Raw genomic sequence first — 18,902 nt, forward strand, 5'->3', positions numbered from 1 at the left:
GCTATATTAGCATCGCGCAAAGCAAATTGACAGCTATCACACGCTTGGGGTTCCCTTGCCGCGTTATCGGAGGAGGACAAGGGGATGGAGAGACTGGGCAAGCTGGCCCTGCTGGTGCTGCGCGTCTTCATGGTGACGGCGCTGACGGCGATGATCGTGCTGGTGTTCCTGAATGTCGTGCTGCGTTACGGCTTCAATTCCGGCATCAGCATGTCCGAGGAACTGTCGCGCACCCTGTTCGTGTGGCTGACCTTCATGGGCGCCGTGCTGGCGCTCTATGACCACGGGCATCTGGGCGTCGACAGCCTGGTGCGGCGGCTGCCCCGAAGGGGCCAGGTCGCCTGCGCCTTGCTGTGCGACGGGCTGATGCTGTTCTGTTCGGGCCTGTTGCTGGTCGGCAGCTGGAAGCAGGTGCTGATCAACTGGGGCAACGCGGCGCCCGTCTCGGGCCTGCCCATCGGCCTGACCCACCTGGCGGCCTTCCTGTCCAGCATCGGCCTGATCGCAGTGATCGGGGCGCATCTGCTGCGCGTCCTGACCGGACGGGCCGGGGCCAGCGACCTGGTGCAGGTCGTCGAGAGCGAGGACATCGCCCCCGAGATCCGGCCGGAGGCCGCACGATGACCGTCGCGATCTTTCTGGGCTCCCTGCTGGGCTCGATGGCCCTCGGCCTGCCCATTGCCTTTGCTCTGATCCTCTGCGGCGTGACGCTGATGCTGCATCTGGACATGTTCGACGCCCAGATCATCTCTCAGAACCTGGTCAGTGGCGCCGACAGCTTTCAGCTGCTGGCCATTCCGTTCTTCCTGGTCGCGGGCGAGTTCATGAATGCCGGCGGCCTGTCGCGCCGCATCGTCGATCTGGCCACCGCGCTTGTCGGGCATTTCCGGGGCGGGCTGGGCTATGTCGCGGTGCTGGCCGCCATCGTCATGGCCAGCATGTCGGGTTCCGCCGTGGCGGATACCGCCGCCGTCGGCGCCATGCTGATCCCGATGATGCGCAAGGCAGGCTATGACGTGAACCGGTCCTCGGGTCTGATCGCGGCGGGCGGCATCATCGCGCCGGTCATCCCGCCCTCGATCCCCTTCATCATCTTCGGCGTGGCCGCCGGGGTGTCGGTGAAGAAGCTGTTCATGGCGGGCATCGCACCGGGTTTGATGATGGCGCTGTTCCTGGTCGGGACCTGGTGGCTGGTGTCGCGCAAGGACGCGGTGCCGGTGGCGCCGCGCCAGCCGCTGCGCGTCGTCGGCAAGCGCTTCAAGGAGGGCATCTGGGCGCTGATGATCCCGCTGCTGATCATCGTCGGCATCAAAGAGGGCATCTTCACGCCTACCGAGGCAGGCGTGGTCGCGGCGGTCTATTCGCTGTTCGTCGGCATGTTCGTCTATCGCGAGCTGAAGCCCGCGCAGCTGTTCCCGCTGCTGCTGGCGGCGGGGCGGACGACCGCGGTGGTGATGTTCCTGGTCGCCGCCGCCGGGGTCGCGGCCTGGCTGATCACCATCGCCGACCTGCCGCAGACCGTCATCGCCATCCTGGAGCCGCTGATCGACCGGCCGATCCTGCTGATGGCGGTCATCATGGTGATCGTGGTGATCGTCGGCACCGCCCTCGACCTGGTGCCGACGATCCTGATCCTGACGCCGGTGCTGATGCCGCTGATCAAGCAGGCGGGGATCGACCCGGTCTATTTCGGGGTGCTGTTCATCATGAACAACGCCATAGGCCTGATCACGCCGCCGGTGGGCACGGTGCTGAACGTGATCTGCGGGGTCAGCCGGATCACGATGGACGATGTGGTCAGGGGCGTCTGGCCCTTCCTTCTGGCGCATCTGCTGCTTCTGGCGCTGCTGACGCTGTTCCCGCCCCTGGTGCTGGTGCCGATGACCTGGTTCATGGGGGGCTGACGATGGAGGATCTGCACATCCCCCGCGACTTCCCGGTCTTCGACGCCCACCAGCATTTCTGGGATCCGCAGGCGAATTATCACCCCTGGCTGTCGGACGAGCCGCCGATCCCCTTCCGCTATGGCGATTACCGGCCGATCCGCAAACGCTATCTGCCCCCCGACTATCTGGCCGAGGCCGCGCCCATCAATGTCGTGGGCAGCGTCTATGTGGAAACCGAATGGGATCCCGCCGACCCGGTGGGCGAGACGCGCTATGCCCATCGGCTTGCCGATGCTTATGGCTTTCCCAATGCCGTGGTCGCCCAGGCCTGGCTTGACCGCGCCGATGCCGCCGGCCTGATCGCGGAACAGGCCGGCTTCCCGCTGGTCCGCAGCCTGCGCCACAAGCCGGCGGCGGCGGCCTCGGCCGACCGGGCGCGGCGCGGGCGGGCGGGCGGGATGGACGACCCGCGATGGCGCGAGGGCTTCGCGCAACTGGGCCGGCACGGCCTGATGTTCGACCTGCAGGTGCCCTGGTGGGAGCTTGACGCCGCCGCCGACCTGGCCGCCGATTTCCCGGCCACGACCATCGTGCTGAACCACGCCGGCCTGCCCGCCGACCGCAGCCCCGAGGGGCTGGAAGCCTGGCGGCGGCATATGGCGCGGCTGGCGCGGCATCCGAACGTGGTGGTGAAGATCTCCGGCATCGGGCTGAAGGGCCGGCCCTGGAGCCTGGTCGACAACGGGCCGGTGATCCGCGACGCCATCTCGATCTTCGGCTGGCAGCGCTGCATGTTCGCCAGCAACTTTCCCGTGGACAGCCTGGTCGGCGGATTCGCCAAGATCTTCAACGGGTTCTATCAGGCGGTGCGGGGCCTGTCCGACGGCGCCCGGCGCGCGCTGTTCCACGATAACGCCATCGGCATCTATCGGCCCGCACCGCAAGCCATGCCACAGAAATCGACAATGGGAGGAGCCATTCGATGACCAAACTGACGAAACTCTGCGCGCTTCTGGCGACGACGGCCCTGATGACCGGCGCCGCCTGGGCCGAGATCGGCGAACATGTCCTGCGCCTGGGCACGCCGCTGCCCGACGGCCATCCGCTTTCCCAGGCGGCGGTGAAGTTCGCCGACCTGGTGGCCGAGAAGTCCGGCGGCAAGATCGAGGTCAAGGTCTATCCCGGCGCGACGCTGGGCAACGAATTGCAGATGCAGTCGGCCCTGCAAGGCGGCACGCAGGATTTCTCGATCGGCACGACCACGACACTGGCCGGCATGGTGCCCGAATTCTCGGCCATCGACATGCCCTATCAGTTCCGCAGCACCGCCGAGGCCGACGCGATCCTTGACGGCGAGATCGGCACCCAGCTGTTCGCCAAGCTGGAACCCAAGGGCCTGATCGGCCTGGCCTATATGGAACAGGGCTTCCGCCACACCACCAACAGCACCCGCCCGATCACCAGGTGGGAGGATTTCGAGGGGCTGAAGATCCGCGTCCAGCCCTCGGCGCTTTACATCGACATGTTCAACCAGCTGGGCGCCAACGCGGTGCCGATGACCATCAACGAGGTCTATACCGCGATGGAAACCCGCGCCATCGACGGCCACGAGAACAGCCTGACCGCCATCGACGCCAACAAGTTCCAGGAGGTCCAGAAATACCTGAGCCTGACCGGACACTCCTATAACGCCGTGGTCCTGCTGATGGGCAAGCCGTCCTTCGACAAGCTGAACGAGGAGGAGATGCAGATCATACGCGAGGCCGCGGCCGAGGCCCGCGACTTCCAGCGCGACCTGACCCGCGCCCAGACCGAGGGGCTGCTGGCCAAGCTGGCCGAGGATGGCATGGAGGTGAACGAGGTCACGCCCGAGGAACAGCAGCGCCTGGCCGAACGGCTGCAACCGGTCGTCGATGCCAATCGCGACTCGATCGGCGCGGAATGGATGGCGGCCTTTACCTCCGCGCTTGAAAAGCTGCGCTGACTTCTTCCGCCGCGGCGCACTTCACCCCGGGCTCATGCAGAATGCCGATGACCTGTTCCGCGGTCGGTCGTGCCTTCTTCATCATTCGTCTGCGCGTTGGAAAGGACTCCAGTCGCAGATGGAGGAAAAAGCCCGTGGCAGGTCAACGCCTCGGAAACCGCAGGCCACGCACCATCGAGGGTGGCGGGTCAGGAGCGCGTTCACCCGCTCGTCGATTGCGGCGCACAAGCGGCCGGCCTGGCTCTTGGTCATCCCGCTGGACCAGGCGGTGCAGGGCCATGAAGGCTTCGACCACGGTGCGGCGAAGAAATTCGTGCTCGCCCCGCATGGCCTGCCGGCGACCTGAGAGCGGCCGAACCGGCCGGTCCTCGCCCCCGATCAACCGCCCCCCTGCCAAGGGGGGCGCGTCAGTAGGGCAAGCCGACATAGTTCTCTGCAAGATCGCGCCGGGCGGTTTCCGATTCCGCCAGATGCACCAGGCTGGCGCGGCGCATCTGCGCGGCGAAGCCGTCCTCGTCGTCGAAGCGATGCAGCATCATGGTCATCTGCCAGCTGAAACGCATCGCCTTCCAGATCCGGCGCAGCGCGCGCTCGGAATAGCTGTCGAGCCCGGATTCGTCGCCCCGCTTCAGCGCCGCGATCAGCGCCTGGTGCAGATAGAACACGTCCGAAGCCGCAAGGTTCAGGCCCTTGGCGCCGGTGGGCGGCACGATATGGGCCGCATCCCCGACCAGGAACAACCGCCCCCATCGCAGCGGCTCGGAGACGAAGCTGCGCAGCGGCGCGATGGATTTCTCGATCGAGGCGCCGGTGACGAGGCGCTCGGCCGCATCCGCGGGAATGCGCTGGCGGAATTCGTCCCAGAACCGCTCATCCGACCAGTCCGCGACCGTATCGGTCAGCGGCACCTGCACATAGTAGCGCACCAGGTTGGCATTGCGCATCGAGGCCAGCGCGAAGCCGCGCGGCGCGTTCACATAGATCAGTTCGTGGTCAAGCGGCGGCGTCCGCGCCAGAATGCCGAGCCAGCCGAAGGGATAGACCCGCTCGAAGCTGCGCCGCCGCGCCTCGGGAATGGTCCGGCGCGAGACGCCGTGGAAACCGTCGCAGCCCGCGACATAGGCGCAGGAAAGCCGCCTGCTCTGGCCGTTCAGGCTGTATTCCACCGTCGCCCGGGGGCCGTCCAGGTCGAGGATCCGCACGTCCTCGACGCCGTGGATGATGGTGGTGCCCATATGGTCCTGGGCCTTGTAGAGATCCTCGGTGACCTCGGTCTGGCCATAGACCATCACCTGCTTGCCGGTCAGCGCCCTGAAGTCGATCCGCACCGACAGCTCGGTATCGGTGAAGCTGGCCCCGTCATGGGGCATGCCCTCGGCATGCATCCGGGCGCCGACGCCGGCCTCGTCCAGCAGCTCGACCAAGCCCCATTCGAGAATGCCGGCACGGATGCGCGACAGCACATGGTCGCGGCTGGAGCGTTCCAGCACCACCGTTGCGATGCCCGCGCGATTGAGCAATTGCGACAGCAAAAGGCCGGAAGGTCCGCCTCCGACGATGACAACCTGAGTATCCATGGGGTGTTCCGCTTTCAGCTCTGCATGGGATCTTCTAGCCGCCCATGGCGCTGCCGCAAATGGACAGGCAAGGCCTGGAATGGTATTTTTCGGGCATGTCCCTGCAATCTTCCATTCCCGTTTTCGACCTGTTCGGAGAGACCGGCGCCTTTCCAGACGTCATCCATTGCGAGCGGATCCGCGACCGCGCCCGCCTGTATGACTGGGAAATATTCCCGCACAGGCACCGCGAGATGGCCCAGGTGCTGCTGATGCGGCATGGCACCGCCCGGGTGCGGCTGGACGGGCGCGAGCAGGCCCTGAACGAGGGGAGCTTCCTGTTCATTCCGGCACAATTCGTGCATGGCTTCCAGTTCTCACGGGGCAGCGAGGGGCTGGTACTGTCCTTTCCCCTGCCGGTGGTGAACGCCATCGCGGCGGCACCGGACAGGCTTGCGCATCGCCTGTCGCATCCGTTCAGCGCCAGCGACGATGGCCGGATCGCCCGGATGGCGCAACACATCCATGACGCGTTCGACGGCACCGGCGGTTTCCGCGCCAGCCTGCTTCTGGCGCTGGCACAGGCCCTTCTGGTGGTCGTGGCCGAGATCGGGGAACGCCATCACGAGCAGGTCGAACCCCTGCCCCGCCGCCGCATGCTGGCCTTCGAGCGACTGATCGCGCAGAACCTGGGCCAGAACTGGAGCACGCGCGACTATGCCGCCGCCCTGGGCATCACCCCGGGCCATCTGAACCGCATCTGCCGCGCCGCCGTCGGCAGCAGCGCCTCGCAGCATATCGAGACGGCGCTGATGATCGAGGCGCGCCGGCTGCTGGCCTTCACGCAACTGTCGGTGGCCGAGATCGGCTACCGGCTGGGCTTCAGCGACCCGCCCTATTTCTCCCGCCGGTTCCGGCGGATGACCGGCGAGACGCCATCGACCTATCGGGCGCGGTTCTCCCGGTAAGGCAGAAGGATCCCGGTCGCCCGTCGCCGGCCCCAAGGCAAGGCGGCGGACGGCCTTCGGGCCGGCAGCGCCGGTCACGACGCCTGGCGGGATGCCGGGGACAGGCCGGCGGCGCCGGCCGCGGCGACGCTCAGCCCGAAGGCCAGCGAGGTCAGCAGGATCGGCCGGAAGCGCTGTTCGGAAGCCTTGCGCACCGCCTTCGGCACGGTCTTGCCCAGCACCGTCCGGTCGCGGGCGGACCCAACGATCATGGAGCTGTTCCCGCCGGTCAGTCCGATCACGGTCGGCAGGCCCACCTGAGAAACAGACTCCGTTCGACTGGCCGCCGATCCAAGGCTGCGCGGCCGCCGCCACCGCCGAAGCTGCTGCCGATACCGCTCGCAATGCGCAGATCTTCGACGATACCTGCGCCGCGTGCCACTGACCTGGTCCCGGCAATCCGGACAACGCCTTCAAGCCCGGCACCAAGGCCCTGCGCAACAAGCATGGTGGCCAGTTGCCGGCGCTGCTGACCGAGCTCACCGAACCTCACACCGACATCGTGGCCTTTCCTGTGCAACGACGCCCTGATCATGCCGTTCTGTCGCAAGACCGAGATCGGAGGCACCGATCTTGCGGCGCGGGCACATTGCGTCGGCAAGGGCGGCGTGCTGGCGATGGAGAGAGCGCCACGCGGCGCATGATGATCGCGCGCCTGGGCGAGGTCATGGGTGTCGCCGGGTGCGCCGACTGGCTGGCCCTGGACGAATCGGGCTGCATCACCGGTGCGGATTGCGCCTTCGACGGCGGAGCCACCGCCTGGTGAACCGCCCGCCCCGCCCGGCGCAGGAGTGGGCGCTGTATACATCGACCCGCACCTGGCGCTATCAATGTATACAGAATCCTCGATTCTTCTTCGTATAATACAACTTTCGTCTTAGGTTATCGCTGAATATTTGCCAGAGCCCGGTTTCAATGTATACATAAACGCAGGGAGAGAACGCGCATGACCAGCAAGGATTCGATCAGGACCGGCACCACACAGACGGTGCGCGCCGCCATGACGCTGCGCGACATGATCATCGGCGGCCGCCTGGCCCCCGACCACCGCTATACCGAGACGCAGCTGGCCGAGATGCTGTCGATGTCGCGCACGCCGATCCGCGCGGCGCTGCAGCGCCTGACCGACGAGGGGCTGCTCAGCCCGGTCGCGGCCGGCGGCTACATGGTGCGCCAGTTCCTGCCCAGCGAGATTTCCGAGGCGATCGAACTGCGCGGCATGATCGAGGGCTTCTGCGTACGGCTGCTGGCCGAGCGCGGCCTGCCCCCCGAGACCATCGGCCGCATCGCCGCCATCTCGGACCGGATCGCGGCGCTGCTGGCCCGCGAAGACTTCACCCGCGCCGAGCTGCCGGTCTACGAGCGGCTGAACGCCGAGTTCCACCAGGGGCTGGTCGAGGCCACCGAAAGCAGCCTGCTGATCCAGGAGGCGGCACGCGCCAACCGCCGGCCCTTCGCCTCGGCCAGCGCACTGGTCGGGATGTATGACAGCGACCGCGCCGCAAGGCTGCACCTGCTGATCGGCCAGGACCATCACCGCATCCTGGTCGAGGCGATCCGCAACCGCCAGGGCAGCCGGGCCGAGGCAATCATGCGCGAACATGCGCGGCTGTCGCAGCACAACCTGTCCCGGGCCATGGAGACCAGCGCCACGCTGGAGCGGATCCGGGGCGCAGCCCTGATCCGTCAGCCGGACGAAGCGACCGGCTGACCCGCCAACCCAGTCAACGGCAGCAGAGGAACTGCCGCGAGCCAGAATAGGGAGGAAAACCATATGTATAGACGAAGCCTGCTGCTGGGCGCTGTCCTGGCGGCCTCGACCGCGCTTGCCGGTCTGCCGGCCCTCGCCCAGGGCGAGCCGTTCAAGGTCGGGCTGATCCTGCCCATGACCGGGCCCTTCGCCTCGACCGGGCGCCAGATCGAGGCGGCGGCAAGGCTCTACATCGCCGAGCATGGCGACGAGGTGGCGGGCCGCCGCGTCGAGCTGATCGTCAAGGACGACGCCTCGGTCGCCGACACCACCAAGCGGCTGGCGCAGGAGCTGATCGTGCGCGACAAGGTCGGGGCGCTGGCCGGGTTCGGCCTGACGCCGCTGGCCATGGCCACCGCGCCGCTGTCCACCCGCGCCAGGATGCCGACGGTGGTGATGGCGGCGGCAACCTCGTCGATCACCGAGGCCTCGCCCTATGTGGTGCGCACCAGCTACACCACGCCGCAGGTCACCTCGAAGATCGCCGAATGGGCGGCGAAGGAGGGGATGCGGCGCATCGTCACCGTGGTCTCGGACTATGGCCCCGGCATCGACGCCGAGAAGACCTTCGCCAAGGTCTTCTCGGCCGCCGGCGGCGAGGTCGCGGAAAGCCTGCGGGTGCCGCTGCAGAACCCGGATTTCTCGCCCTTCCTGCAAAAGGTCGCGGATGCCAGGCCGGACGCGGTCTTCGTCTTCGTGCCCTCGGGCGTCGGCGCGCAGTTCATGAAGCAGTTCGTCGAGCGCGGCCTGGACAAGTCGGGCATCCGGCTGCTGGCCGATGGCGGCATCACCGATGATGACATCCTGAACGGCATGGGCGAGCCGGCGCTCGCCGCGATCACCGGCTTCCACTATTCCGCCGCCCATGACAGCGCCGCCAACCATGCCTTCGTCGCGGCCTTCCAGAAGGCCAATGACGGCATGCGGCCGAACTTCATGGCCGTGGGCGGCTATGACGGCATGCACGCGATCTATGCCGCCCTGGAAAAGACCGGCGGCGAGGGCTCGGGCGCGGCGCTGGTCGAGGCGATGCAGGGCCTGTCCTGGGAAAGCCCGCGCGGCCCGGTCAGCATCGACCCCGAGACCCGCGACATCGTCCAGAACGTCTATCTGCGCCGCGTCGAGCGCCGGGATGGCCAGCTCTGGAACGTCGAGTTCGAGACCTTCGAGGCGGTGAAGGACCCGGCCAAAGCCGCCCGCTGACGCCGAGCTTACCTTTCGCGGAGCCTGCCGCGCCGCGCCCCGGCGCGGCCTTGAAGCCCGCATGCCAGGGAAACGCGCAATGACAACCATCCTAATCGACGGGATCGCCTATGGAATGCTGCTCTTCGTCATGGCCTCGGGACTGGCCGTGACCCTGGGGCTGATGAATTTCGTGAACCTCGCCCATGGCGCCTTCGCCATGATCGGCGGCTATGTCACCGCGCTGGCCATGAACCGGCTGGGCATGCCTTTCCTGCTGACCCTGCCGCTGGCCTTCCTGGTGCCGGCGCTGATCGGGGCGGTGGCCGAGCGCATGCTCTATGCCCGGCTCTACCGGCGCAGCCACCTGGACCAGGTGCTGTTCTCGATCGCGCTGGTGTTCATGGCGATGACGGCGGCGGACTGGTTGCTGGGCTCCAGCCAGATGCTCGTCACCCTGCCCGGCTGGCTGCAGGGCCGGTTCGAGATCGCGGGGATCGGCATCGGCCGCTACCGCGCCTTCCTGATCGTCCTTTGCGCGGTGCTGGTGGTGGCGCTGCAGCTGGTGCTGGCCCGCACCCGCTTCGGCGCCAGGCTGCGCGCCGCCGTGGACGACCAGCGCGCTGCGCGCGGGCTTGGCATCGATGTCGGCGGCATCTTCGCCGCGACCTTCGCCATGGGCTCGGGCCTTGCCGGGCTGAGCGGGGCGCTGGGGATCGAGCTGATGGGGCTGGATCCGACCTTCCCGCTGAAGATCATGGTCTATGTGCTGATCGTGGTCACCATCGGCGGCACCGCCAGCCTGACCGGCCCCTTCCTTGCCGCGCTGATCATCGGCACCGCCGATGTCGCCGGGAAATACTACATCCCCGAGCTTGGCGCCTTCCTGATCTATCTGCTGATGATCGTGCTTCTGATCCTGCGCCCGCAGGGCCTGATCGCCCCCGCCCGCTAGAGGACGATACCGATGACCGACACCACCTTCGCCACCCCGGACCGCGCCGCGCCAGCCGGAACCGAACGGCGCGCCGGCCGCGACCTGCTGCGTCGCAGCCGCTGCAAGCCGGCCGAGATCCTGTTCTGGCTGGCCGCCGCCGCCAGCTTCTTCCTGCTGCCCGACCGCCACCTGCTGCTGTCCGAAATCGCCATCCTGGGGCTTTTCGCGCTGTCGCTGGACCTGATCATCGGCTATGCCGGCGTGGTCTCGCTGGGGCATGGCGCCTTCTTCGGGCTGGGCGCCTATGTCGCCGGGCTGACCTCGATCCACCTGACCGCCGAGCCGCTGACCGGGCTGGCGCTGGCGGCGCTGGCCGCCGGGCTGCTGGGGCTGCTGACCGGGCCGCTGCTGCTGTTGCGCGCATCGGACCTGACGCGGCTGATGGTGACGCTGGGCGTGGCCATGCTGCTGCTCGAGGCGGCGAACCGCGCCGCCTGGCTGACCGGCGGCGCCGACGGGCTGCAAGGCGTGATGATCGACCCGCTGCTCGGGCGGTTCGAGTTCGACCTGTTCGGCAGGACGGCCTATGGCTATTGCCTGGTCGTGACCTTCGCGCTGTTCCTGATCGCCCGGCGCGTGGTGACCTCGCCCTATGGGCTGTCGCTGCGGGCGATCCGCGACAATGCGCTGCGCGCCCGCAGCATGGGCATCCCGGTCGGTCCGCGGCTGCTGGCGATCTATGCCTTCTCGGCGCTGATCGCCGGTATCGCCGGGGCGCTGCTGACGCAGACCACCATGTTCGTGTCGCTGGACGTGCTGGCCTTCCACCGCTCGGCCGACGTGCTGCTGGTGCTGGTGCTGGGCGGGGTCGGCTATCTCTACGGCGGGCTGATCGGCGCCATCGCCTTCAAGCTGCTGCAGGACTGGTTCTCGGCCCTGACACCGCAATACTGGATGTTCTGGATGGGGCTGGTGCTGCTGGTCATCGTGCTGGTCGGCCGCGACCGCATCGACGCCCTGCCCCGCGCGATCCTGCACCGCTTCCGCCGGGAGGGTCGGGCATGAGCGCCGCCTTGCAGACCATCGCGCTGGAGAAGCGCTTCGGCGGGCTGACCGCCACCGACAAGGTCTCGCTGACGCTGCGGCACGGCGCGCGCCATGCGCTGATCGGCCCGAACGGCGCGGGAAAGACCACCTTCGTCAACCTGCTGACCGGGGTGCTGCCGGCGAATGGCGGGCAGATCCTGCTTGACGGGCAGGACGTCACCCGCAAGGGCCAGATCCAGCGCGCCCGGCTGGGCATGGGCCGCACCTTCCAGATCAACCAGCTGTTCGGGGCGATGACGCCGGTCGAATCCATCGGCCTTGCCGTGTCCGAGCGCATGGGGGGCGGCGCTGATTTCTGGCGGCGCGTCGGCACCCGCAGCGACATCCTGAACGAGATCGCCGAGCTGGTCGAACGCTTCCGCCTGACCGAGGTGATGGACCACCCGACGCGGCTTCTGCCCTATGGCAAGCAGCGCCTGCTGGAGATCGCCCTGGCGCTGGCCGCGAACCCGCGGGTGCTGCTGCTGGATGAACCGGCAGCGGGCGTCCCCGAAGCCGAGCGCGCCGAGCTGCTGGAGACGCTGGCCCAGCTGCCGCGCGACGTGTCGATCCTGCTGATCGAACACGACATGGACCTGGTCTTTGCCTTCGCCGACCGGATCACCGTGCTGGTGAACGGCGGCCTGTTCGCCGAGGGCAGCGTCGCCGAGATCATGGCAGACCGGCGCGTCCAGGACGTCTATCTGGGGAGCGAGGATCATGGCTGATATCCTGAGCATCGAGGCGCTGCGGGCCGGCCATGGCGAGGCGGTGGTGATCCCCGGGCTGAGCCTGGCCCTGGCCGAGGGCGAGGCGCTGGCGGTGCTGGGCCGCAACGGCGTCGGCAAGACCACGCTTCTGGACAGCATCATCGGCGTCACCCGCCGCTTCGGCGGCAGGCTGGCGCTGGCCGGGCGCGACATCACCCGCCTGCCGCCCGAGGCGCGCGCCCAGGCCGGCATCGGCTGGGTCCCGCAGGAACGCAACATCTTCCGCTCGCTGACGGTCGAGGAGAACCTGACCGCCACCGCCAGGTCCGGCCCATGGACGCTGGCCCGCATCTACGAGATGTTCCCGCGACTGCGGGAACGCCGCGCCAACATGGGCAACCAGCTTTCGGGCGGCGAACAGCAGATGCTGGCCGTCGGCCGGGCGCTGATGCTGAACCCGCGCATCCTGCTGCTGGACGAGCCGACCGAGGGGCTGGCGCCGATCATCGTGAACGAGTTGCTGGCCTCGATCCGCCGCATCATCCGCGACGAGGGCATGGCCACGATCATCGTCGAGCAGCACGCCCGCAAGATCCTGCAGGTCACCGACCGCGCGGTGATCCTCGACCGCGGCGAAATCGTCCACCAGGCCGCCAGCGCCGCGCTGCTGGCCGACCCGGCGCCGCTGGAAAGCCATCTCGGCGTCATCGCGAAAGGAGCGGCGGCATGAGCCTCGACACGCCGGCCCTGCCCCGCTCGGGGCTCGATCCGTTCAGCACCGACTTTTTCGATGACCCCTATCCCGAGCACGAGAAGCTGCGCGAGGCCGGGCCGGTGGTCTGGCTGGAACGCTACGGCGTCCACGCCGTCGCCCGCCATGCCGAGGTGCACCGGGTGCTGAACGACTGGGCCACCTTCTGTTCGTCCCGCGGGGTGGGGCTGCAGGATTTCAGCCGCGAAACGCCCTGGCGCCAGCCCAGCCTGGTGCTGGAAACCGACCCGCCCGAACATGACCGCGCCCGCAAGGTCCTGGCCCGGGTGCTGTCGCCGCTGACCATGCGCGAACTGCGCGACGGCTTCGCCGCGGCCGCCGAGGCGCTGGTCGCCGGCCTGGTCGGGCGCGAGATCGACGGCATCGCCGACCTGGCCCAGGCCTTCCCGCTGTCGGTCTTTCCCGACCGCATCGGCCTTGCCCGCCAGGGGCGCGAGCACCTGCTGCCCTATGCCGGGCTGGCCTTCAACGCCTTCGGCCCGGACAACGCGCTGCGCCGCGAGGCCATGGCGCGCGCCGCCCCGCATGTGGCCTGGGTGACCGAACAGTGCCGGCGCGGGAACCTGTCGCCCGACGGGCTTGGTGCCCGCATCCATGCCGCCGCCGATGCCGGCGAGGTGACGCCCGAGGAGGCGGTTCTGCTGGTCCGCTCGCTGCTGACGGCGGGGATCGACACCACGGTGAACGGCATCGGCGCGGCGCTTTACTGCCTGGCGCGCTTTCCCAACCAGTTCCAGGCCCTGCGCGCCGATCCGAAACAGGCCCGCAATGCCTTCGAGGAGGCGGTGCGCTTGGAAAGCCCGGTGCAGACCTTCTTCCGCACCACCACCCGCGCGGTCGAGCTGGGCGGCGCCATCCTTCCCGAAGGCGCCAAGGTGCTGATGTTCCTGGCATCGGCCAATCGCGATCCGCGCCGATGGGACCGGCCGGATGAATACGACATCGCCCGCAGGACCTCGGGTCATGTCGGCTTCGGCTCGGGCATCCACATGTGCGTGGGCCAGCTCATCGCCCGGCTGGAGGGCGAGGTAGTGCTGGAAGCCCTGGCCCGCCATGCCGCCGCCATCGAGATCGCCGGCCCCCCGGTCCGGTCCTACAACAACACGCTGCGCGGGCTGGCACGCCTGCCGCTGCGCATTCGCTGAGAGGTTGCCATGCTTGATCTGCCCATCGCGCCGCTGGACGAAACCATCACCATCGACCAGCTCACCCTCGCGCCCTATCCGATCTACAGGCGCCTGCGCGCCGAAGCGCCGGTGCTGCGGGTGAAATCCGTCGGCCGCACATTCCTGACCAAGGCGGCCGATTGCAAGTTCGTCAAGGATACGCCCGCGATCTTTTCCTCGGACGATCCGAACACGCCGATGAAGCGCGCCTTCCAGGCCCATACGCTGATGCGCAAGGACGGGCCCGAGCATATGGCCGAGCGCATGGCCATGGCCCCGGCACTGATGCCCAAGACCATCCAGGAGGTCTGGGCGCCGCTCTACCGCAGGCTGGTCGACGTCTATCTCGACCGGCTGCCCCGGGGCGAGGTGGTCGATCTGCACAAGCTGCTGTCGGGCCCCATCGCCGCCCGCATCCTCGCCCATATCCTCGGCATTCCCGAGGCCACGGACGAGCAGATGATCTTCTGGTCGCAGGCGCTGATCGACGGGGCGGGCAATTTCGGCTGGCTGCCCGAGCCCTTCGTGATCTCGGACCATGCCAACCTGGAGATGGACGCGCTGCTGGCCAGGGCAGTCGAGCGGGTGCGCGCCGAGCCCGACCGCTCGGCGCTGTCGGTGATGGTGAACGCCGAAAACCCGATCCCGATGAGCCAGATCGTCGCCAATATCAAGATCGCCATCGGCGGCGGCATCAACGAACCGCGCGACGCGCTCTCGACCATCGTCTTCGGCCTGCTGACCGAGCCCGAGCAGCTCGAGGAGGTGCGCCGCACCGGCAAATGGGGCGCCGCCTTCGAGGAGGGGGTGCGCTGGGTCGCGCCGATCCAGGCCTCGTCCCGGCTGGTGCTGGAGGATGTCGAGATCCGCGGCTTCCGCATCCCCCGAGGCGACACGGTGATGACGATCCAGGCCTCGGCCAATCACGATGAAGAGCTTTTCGACCATCCCGAGCGGTTCGACATCTTCCGGGTCCGCAACCCGCACCAGGCCTTCGGTTCGGGCCCGCATCATTGCGGCGGCGCCCATGTGGCGCGCCGCACCGTGGGCGCGATCATGCTCGAGGCGCTGTTCGAGCGCTTCCCGGACATGTCGCTGCCCGATCCCGGCATCGTCATGTGGCGGGGCTTCGGCTTCCGCGGGCCGATCAACCTGCCCGTCAAGCTGGGCTGATCCCGGCAAACCGCAAGGAGAAATCACCATGAAGATCACCTTCGTCGCCGCAGACGGCACCCGGACCCAGGTCCAGGCCAGAGAGGGCGACAGCGTCATGCACACCGCCGTTCAGAACGACGTGGACGGCATCATCGGCGAATGCGGCGGCTCGATGATGTGCGCAACCTGCCATTGCTATGTGGACGATGGCTGGACCGAGGCCGTGGGCGGGCAGGAAGAGGGCGAAAGCGACCTGCTCGACTGCGCCGCCTCCGAGGTCCGGCCAACCAGCCGGCTGTCCTGCCAGATCCGCATGCGGGCCGAGCTAGACGGCATCGTCATCCACCTGCCGGAATCGCAGCTTTAGGAAGGGCCCATGCAGCGCATCGTCATCATCGGCAGCGGACAGGGCGGCCAGCAGGCCGCCGCCAGCCTGCGGCAAGAGGGGTTTTCGGGCGAGATCCTGATGCTGGGCGAGGAGCCCGGCCTGCCCTATCAGCGCCCGCCGCTTTCCAAGGCCTATATGGCGAACGGCGATGCCGGGGCGCTGCTCTTGAAACCGGCGGCTTTCTACGAACGCTCGGCCATCATGCTGCGCGACGGCGTGCGGGTGACGGCGATCGACCGTGCGGCGCGCGCGGTGCTGACCGGCGACGGCGCGCGCCATGCCTACGATCACCTGATCCTCGCCACCGGGGCGCGCAATGCCCGGCCACCCATCCCCGGCCTCGATGCGCCGGGCGTGGTCGGGCTGCGCAGCCTGGCCGATGCCGAGCGCATCCGCCGGCGCCTGGCCGCGACCCGCCAGGCGGTGGTGGTGGGCGGCGGCTTCATCGGGCTGGAATTCGCCGCCATGGCCCGCGCCGCCGGCGTCGGCGTGACCGTGGTCGAAGCGACGCCGCGGCTGATGGCGCGCGCGGTCTCGCCCGAGATGGCGGCGCATTTCCTCGACCTGCACCGCGCCATGGGCACCGAACTGCTGCTGGGGGTCCAGGCGGCGGGCGTGCTGACCGGCGCCGCCGGCCATGCCGCGGGCGTGGCCCTGGCCGACGGGCGCGAGGTGGCGGGCGACCTGGTGCTGATGGCGACCGGCGTGCGCCCCAATGCCGAGCTGGCCGAGGCGGCGGGGCTGGCCTGCGCCAACGGCATCCTGGTCGATGCGACGCTGGCGACCGCGGATCCGGCGATCTCGGCCCTGGGCGACGTGGCGGCCTTTCCCGGCCCGCTGGGCGCGCCTCTGCGGCTGGAATCGGTGCAGGCCGCGGTGGACCATGCCCGCCATGTCGCGCGCCGGCTGGTCCATGGCGACGGCAGGCCCTATGCGGCGGTCCCCTGGTTCTGGTCCGACCAGGGCAAGGCCAAGCTGCAGATCGCCGGCCTGCTGAGCGGGGCCGATCACAGCCTCGCCCTGCCCCAGCCCGATGCCGCGCCGGTGGTGCTGCTGTTTCGGCAGGGCCGCCTGGCCGCGGTCGAGACGGTGAACGCGCCGGGCATCCACATGGCCGCCCGCCGGCTGATCGGCGCGCCGCAGGACAGCCTGCGCGCCCATGGCTACGACCTACGGGCGGCGGTGAAGGCGGTATCCGCGGCCTGAGCCGGGCGTGAAGCGGGGCGCGCTCCGCCCCCGGATGGCCGGGCGGCTTGCCTCGCAGGGCCCTCGTCGCTGCCGGGAGCCGGGGCGCGTGGCCGGGCTGAGCCCGGCGCTGACCCAGCCGGCCCGACCGGCTGTCCCCGGGGTCCGGCGGCGGCGGGTCATTGCCCGGCCCGAGAAAATGAAATGCGCCATCGGCGGCGCCTCGCGGACGCAGCAAGCACCCGAGCCGGCATCGTCCTGTCCCCGATCACGGGCTGCGACAGCCAATGCGAGGAACGGCCGGACCGTCCCGGCGGTGCCGGATATGCGGTGGACCGAAGGCGGCCGCAGGACGACCCGGCCCGCAGGTTGCCCCGTTTCGATCCACGCCCCCCGCGAAGCGAGGTGACCGCTTCCCCATACCACATTGTTTCTACGTGGCAATCCCCTTCTCCGATGCGAAGGGGCGGGTCATTGGGCGTTGTTGCAGAACTCCCTGGCGAGCATGATTCACATGACGAATCCCTGGGGTTGATGGTCTGCCATGACCCGGCCCGAACCCAGCCGCTGTCGCACAACGAACTGGAAACCCTATAACGATGCGTTGCGGCGACGGGGGATCTAGCACTACTTTGGCAGAAGTGTATTTTCAGGATTCCCAAGAGTCACTTGCGGTGATTCATAGAGTGCCAGCTTGTGGAGGCTGGCGATAGCACTACTTTGGCAGAAGTGTATTTTCAGGATTCCCAAGAGTCACTTGCGGTGATTCATAGAGTGCCAGCTTGTGGAGGCTGGCGATGGCGGATGATTGGCGGGACGATCTGGCGGAGTGGCTTCGTCCCTTTGTGGCAACATTGGGCGACCGTCGCAGGGCGCGGATGTGTCCGGCTTACGTTGAGGGGCTGATTGGTCCTGGCGATCGCAAGAGCGTGCAGCCCATGGCGATGCGTTCGCCCGGGATTGGCTATGATCAACTTCATCATTTTATTGGTGCCGCGCTGTGGGACAGCGCGCCGCTGGAGAAGGAACTGTGCCGGCAGGCAGACGCCTTGGTTGGTGGCAGCGATGCCTGGCTGATTATTGATGATACCGCGTTGCCCAAGAAGGGGCGTGCCTCGGTTGGGGTCGCACCGCAATACGCGTCGGCGCTCGGCAAGAACGCCAACTGCCAGACCCTTGTGTCGGTGACGCTGGCATCAGGCGAAGTGCCCGTGATGATCGGGCTTCGGCTGTTTCTGCCCGAGAGCTGGACCAGTGATACGGCGCGCATGGATCGGGCAAAGGTTCCTGACGAGGCGCGCACCTACCGTACCAAGCCGGAGATCGCATTGGCCGAGATCGACCGTGTGCGCAGCGCAGGTGCGCGCTTTGGCGGCATCCTGGCCGACGCCGGCTATGGCCTGTCTGGCCCGTTCCGGCAGGCGCTCACCGAGCGTGGACTGACCTGGGCCGTGGGCATCCCTCACAAGCAGAAGGTCTACCCGGCCAACGTTGCCCTGATCTTCCCGGTCGCCGGTCGCGGGCGACCGCGTAAGAACCATGTCCCCGATGTCCCATCTCGTCCGGCGCAGGAGATACTTGAGAAGGCGAAGTGGCAGGCCGTGAGTTGGCGGCGCGGCACGAAAGGCAAGCTCTCAGCCCGGTTCGCTGCCATGCGTGTCCGCGTCGCCGACGGACCGCCGCAGCGCATTGGCAATCTTGGCCAGCAGCATCTGCCCGGCGAGGAGGTCTGGCTGGTCGGCGAGCACCGTTCCACCGGCGAGCGCAAATACTCCCTCAGCAACCTGCCGGCCGACACACCGCTCAAGAAACTGGCCGGGGCCATCAAGGCCCGTTGGGTCTGTGAGCAAGCCCATCAGCAGCTCAAGGAAGAGTTGGGCCTTGACCACTTCGAGGGCCGATCATGGCAGGGCCTGCACCGACATGCGCTCATGACCATGATCGCATTCTCCTTCCTGCAAGCCCGACGCCTGAAGGCAGCGGGTGGGAAAAAAAAGGGCCCCAGCTCCCCCGCCGCAACCGAGCCTACCAGCTATCAGGCAGACGATCTTGATCCAGCTCAGTCAGCCGCCGCCCAACTGTCCCCACTGCCGTAGGAAGTGGCGAAAAATACTCAACAAACTTCTGCCAAAGTAGTG

20 protein-coding genes are annotated in these 18,902 nt (G+C 68.0%); 18 read left to right on the plus strand and 2 right to left on the minus strand.

The window, feature by feature from the left end; translation table 11 throughout:
* Positions 1–84: 84 nt before the first annotated feature.
* From I9P22_RS03510 to I9P22_RS03530, 5 genes are all read left to right on the plus strand, one after another.
* On the plus strand, positions 85–624 hold the full coding sequence (locus I9P22_RS03510) for a TRAP transporter small permease (protein ID WP_199258007.1): 540 nt from the start codon (positions 85–87) through the stop codon (positions 622–624).
* On the plus strand, positions 621–1,904 hold the full coding sequence (locus tag I9P22_RS03515; protein WP_199258008.1) for a TRAP transporter large permease subunit: 1,284 nt from the start codon (positions 621–623) through the stop codon (positions 1,902–1,904). Before I9P22_RS03510 ends, I9P22_RS03515 begins: the two co-directional genes overlap by 4 nt.
* A 2-nt stretch (positions 1,905–1,906) precedes the next feature.
* Complete coding sequence (locus tag I9P22_RS03520) at positions 1,907–2,872, plus strand: amidohydrolase family protein (protein WP_199258009.1); 966 nt, start codon at positions 1,907–1,909, stop codon at positions 2,870–2,872.
* The gene (locus I9P22_RS03525) at positions 2,869–3,870 is read left to right on the plus strand and encodes a TRAP transporter substrate-binding protein (RefSeq protein ID WP_199258010.1); all 1,002 of its coding nucleotides are present in this window, start codon (positions 2,869–2,871) and stop codon (positions 3,868–3,870) included. Before I9P22_RS03520 ends, I9P22_RS03525 begins: the two co-directional genes overlap by 4 nt.
* A gap of 118 nt (positions 3,871–3,988) precedes the next feature.
* Complete coding sequence (locus I9P22_RS03530) at positions 3,989–4,216, plus strand: hypothetical protein (protein WP_199258028.1); 228 nt, start codon at positions 3,989–3,991, stop codon at positions 4,214–4,216.
* Positions 4,217–4,277: 61 nt separating this feature from the next.
* On the opposite strand, the gene pobA is transcribed toward I9P22_RS03530, so the two are convergent.
* Positions 4,278–5,447, minus strand: a complete 1,170-nt coding sequence (pobA, locus tag I9P22_RS03535; protein WP_199258011.1) for a 4-hydroxybenzoate 3-monooxygenase — start codon at positions 5,445–5,447, stop codon at positions 4,278–4,280.
* A 59-nt stretch (positions 5,448–5,506) separates the two neighbouring features.
* Between pobA and I9P22_RS03540 the strand changes: the two genes are divergently transcribed.
* A complete protein-coding gene (locus tag I9P22_RS03540; protein WP_233253177.1) occupies positions 5,507–6,394 on the plus strand; it encodes a helix-turn-helix domain-containing protein in 888 nt (295 codons plus the stop codon).
* 74 nt (positions 6,395–6,468) lie between these two features.
* Here I9P22_RS03540 and I9P22_RS24485 read toward each other — a convergent pair whose 3' ends face one another.
* Complete coding sequence (locus I9P22_RS24485; RefSeq protein ID WP_233253178.1) at positions 6,469–6,645, minus strand: hypothetical protein; 177 nt, start codon at positions 6,643–6,645, stop codon at positions 6,469–6,471.
* 428 nt (positions 6,646–7,073) lie between these two features.
* Here I9P22_RS24485 and I9P22_RS24785 point away from each other — a divergent pair, with 428 nt between their 5' ends.
* From I9P22_RS24785 to I9P22_RS03600, 12 genes are all read left to right on the plus strand, one after another.
* Positions 7,074–7,199: a hypothetical protein gene (locus I9P22_RS24785; RefSeq protein WP_269846619.1), complete on the plus strand. Its 126-nt coding sequence runs from the start codon at positions 7,074–7,076 to the stop codon at positions 7,197–7,199.
* A 180-nt stretch (positions 7,200–7,379) separates the two neighbouring features.
* Entirely contained in the window at positions 7,380–8,144 is a 765-nt protein-coding gene (locus I9P22_RS03550) for a GntR family transcriptional regulator (protein ID WP_199258012.1), read from the plus strand.
* A 63-nt stretch (positions 8,145–8,207) separates the two neighbouring features.
* Positions 8,208–9,386, plus strand: a complete 1,179-nt coding sequence (locus I9P22_RS03555; protein ID WP_199258013.1) for an ABC transporter substrate-binding protein — start codon at positions 8,208–8,210, stop codon at positions 9,384–9,386.
* Between the two features lie 79 nt (positions 9,387–9,465).
* A complete protein-coding gene (locus tag I9P22_RS03560) occupies positions 9,466–10,320 on the plus strand; it encodes a branched-chain amino acid ABC transporter permease (protein WP_199258014.1) in 855 nt (284 codons plus the stop codon).
* A 12-nt stretch (positions 10,321–10,332) separates the two neighbouring features.
* Entirely contained in the window at positions 10,333–11,367 is a 1,035-nt protein-coding gene (locus I9P22_RS03565; protein ID WP_199258015.1) for a branched-chain amino acid ABC transporter permease, read from the plus strand.
* The gene (locus tag I9P22_RS03570; protein WP_199258016.1) at positions 11,364–12,116 is read left to right on the plus strand and encodes an ABC transporter ATP-binding protein; all 753 of its coding nucleotides are present in this window, start codon (positions 11,364–11,366) and stop codon (positions 12,114–12,116) included. Before I9P22_RS03565 ends, I9P22_RS03570 begins: the two co-directional genes overlap by 4 nt.
* Entirely contained in the window at positions 12,109–12,828 is a 720-nt protein-coding gene (locus I9P22_RS03575) for an ABC transporter ATP-binding protein (RefSeq protein ID WP_199258017.1), read from the plus strand. Before I9P22_RS03570 ends, I9P22_RS03575 begins: the two co-directional genes overlap by 8 nt.
* A complete protein-coding gene (locus I9P22_RS03580) occupies positions 12,825–14,015 on the plus strand; it encodes a cytochrome P450 (RefSeq protein ID WP_199258018.1) in 1,191 nt (396 codons plus the stop codon). Before I9P22_RS03575 ends, I9P22_RS03580 begins: the two co-directional genes overlap by 4 nt.
* A gap of 9 nt (positions 14,016–14,024) precedes the next feature.
* Entirely contained in the window at positions 14,025–15,209 is a 1,185-nt protein-coding gene (locus I9P22_RS03585; protein WP_408635142.1) for a cytochrome P450, read from the plus strand.
* A 28-nt stretch (positions 15,210–15,237) separates the two neighbouring features.
* Positions 15,238–15,558, plus strand: coding sequence for a 2Fe-2S iron-sulfur cluster-binding protein (locus I9P22_RS03590; protein WP_199258019.1), 321 nt, complete (start codon positions 15,238–15,240; stop codon positions 15,556–15,558).
* 9 nt (positions 15,559–15,567) lie between these two features.
* A complete protein-coding gene (locus I9P22_RS03595) occupies positions 15,568–16,785 on the plus strand; it encodes an NAD(P)/FAD-dependent oxidoreductase (protein WP_199258020.1) in 1,218 nt (405 codons plus the stop codon).
* A gap of 776 nt (positions 16,786–17,561) precedes the next feature.
* Positions 17,562–18,860 (plus strand): IS701 family transposase, encoded by a 1,299-nt coding sequence (locus tag I9P22_RS03600; RefSeq protein ID WP_408635143.1) that lies wholly within the window; start codon positions 17,562–17,564, stop codon positions 18,858–18,860.
* The last annotated feature ends 42 nt before the right edge of the window (positions 18,861–18,902 follow it).

The organism is Paracoccus binzhouensis (assembly GCF_016446475.1).
Lineage (GTDB): Bacteria > Pseudomonadota > Alphaproteobacteria > Rhodobacterales > Rhodobacteraceae > Paracoccus > Paracoccus binzhouensis.

Bases quoted from the DNA above. Each gene is read 5' to 3' on its own strand.
- I9P22_RS03515 (WP_199258008.1), top strand. From the start codon at position 621: ATGACCGTCGCGATCTTTCTGGGCTCCCTGCTGGGCTCGATGGCCCTC.
- I9P22_RS03595 (WP_199258020.1), top strand. From the start codon at position 15,568: ATGCAGCGCATCGTCATCATCGGCAGCGGACAGGGCGGCCAGCAGGCC.
- I9P22_RS24485 (WP_233253178.1), bottom strand. From the start codon at position 6,645: ATGATCGTTGGGTCCGCCCGCGACCGGACGGTGCTGGGCAAGACCGTG.
- I9P22_RS03575 (WP_199258017.1), top strand. From the start codon at position 12,109: ATGGCTGATATCCTGAGCATCGAGGCGCTGCGGGCCGGCCATGGCGAG.
- I9P22_RS03550 (WP_199258012.1), top strand. From the start codon at position 7,380: ATGACCAGCAAGGATTCGATCAGGACCGGCACCACACAGACGGTGCGC.
- I9P22_RS03600 (WP_408635143.1), top strand. From the start codon at position 17,562: ATGGCGGATGATTGGCGGGACGATCTGGCGGAGTGGCTTCGTCCCTTT.
- I9P22_RS03590 (WP_199258019.1), top strand. From the start codon at position 15,238: ATGAAGATCACCTTCGTCGCCGCAGACGGCACCCGGACCCAGGTCCAG.
- I9P22_RS03585 (WP_408635142.1), top strand. From the start codon at position 14,025: ATGCTTGATCTGCCCATCGCGCCGCTGGACGAAACCATCACCATCGAC.
- I9P22_RS03555 (WP_199258013.1), top strand. From the start codon at position 8,208: ATGTATAGACGAAGCCTGCTGCTGGGCGCTGTCCTGGCGGCCTCGACC.
- I9P22_RS03510 (WP_199258007.1), top strand. From the start codon at position 85: ATGGAGAGACTGGGCAAGCTGGCCCTGCTGGTGCTGCGCGTCTTCATG.
- I9P22_RS03540 (WP_233253177.1), top strand. From the start codon at position 5,507: ATGGACAGGCAAGGCCTGGAATGGTATTTTTCGGGCATGTCCCTGCAA.
- I9P22_RS03565 (WP_199258015.1), top strand. From the start codon at position 10,333: ATGACCGACACCACCTTCGCCACCCCGGACCGCGCCGCGCCAGCCGGA.
- pobA (WP_199258011.1), bottom strand. From the start codon at position 5,447: ATGGATACTCAGGTTGTCATCGTCGGAGGCGGACCTTCCGGCCTTTTG.
- I9P22_RS03580 (WP_199258018.1), top strand. From the start codon at position 12,825: ATGAGCCTCGACACGCCGGCCCTGCCCCGCTCGGGGCTCGATCCGTTC.
- I9P22_RS24785 (WP_269846619.1), top strand. From the start codon at position 7,074: ATGATGATCGCGCGCCTGGGCGAGGTCATGGGTGTCGCCGGGTGCGCC.
- I9P22_RS03560 (WP_199258014.1), top strand. From the start codon at position 9,466: ATGACAACCATCCTAATCGACGGGATCGCCTATGGAATGCTGCTCTTC.
- I9P22_RS03520 (WP_199258009.1), top strand. From the start codon at position 1,907: ATGGAGGATCTGCACATCCCCCGCGACTTCCCGGTCTTCGACGCCCAC.
- I9P22_RS03530 (WP_199258028.1), top strand. From the start codon at position 3,989: ATGGAGGAAAAAGCCCGTGGCAGGTCAACGCCTCGGAAACCGCAGGCC.
- I9P22_RS03525 (WP_199258010.1), top strand. From the start codon at position 2,869: ATGACCAAACTGACGAAACTCTGCGCGCTTCTGGCGACGACGGCCCTG.
- I9P22_RS03570 (WP_199258016.1), top strand. From the start codon at position 11,364: ATGAGCGCCGCCTTGCAGACCATCGCGCTGGAGAAGCGCTTCGGCGGG.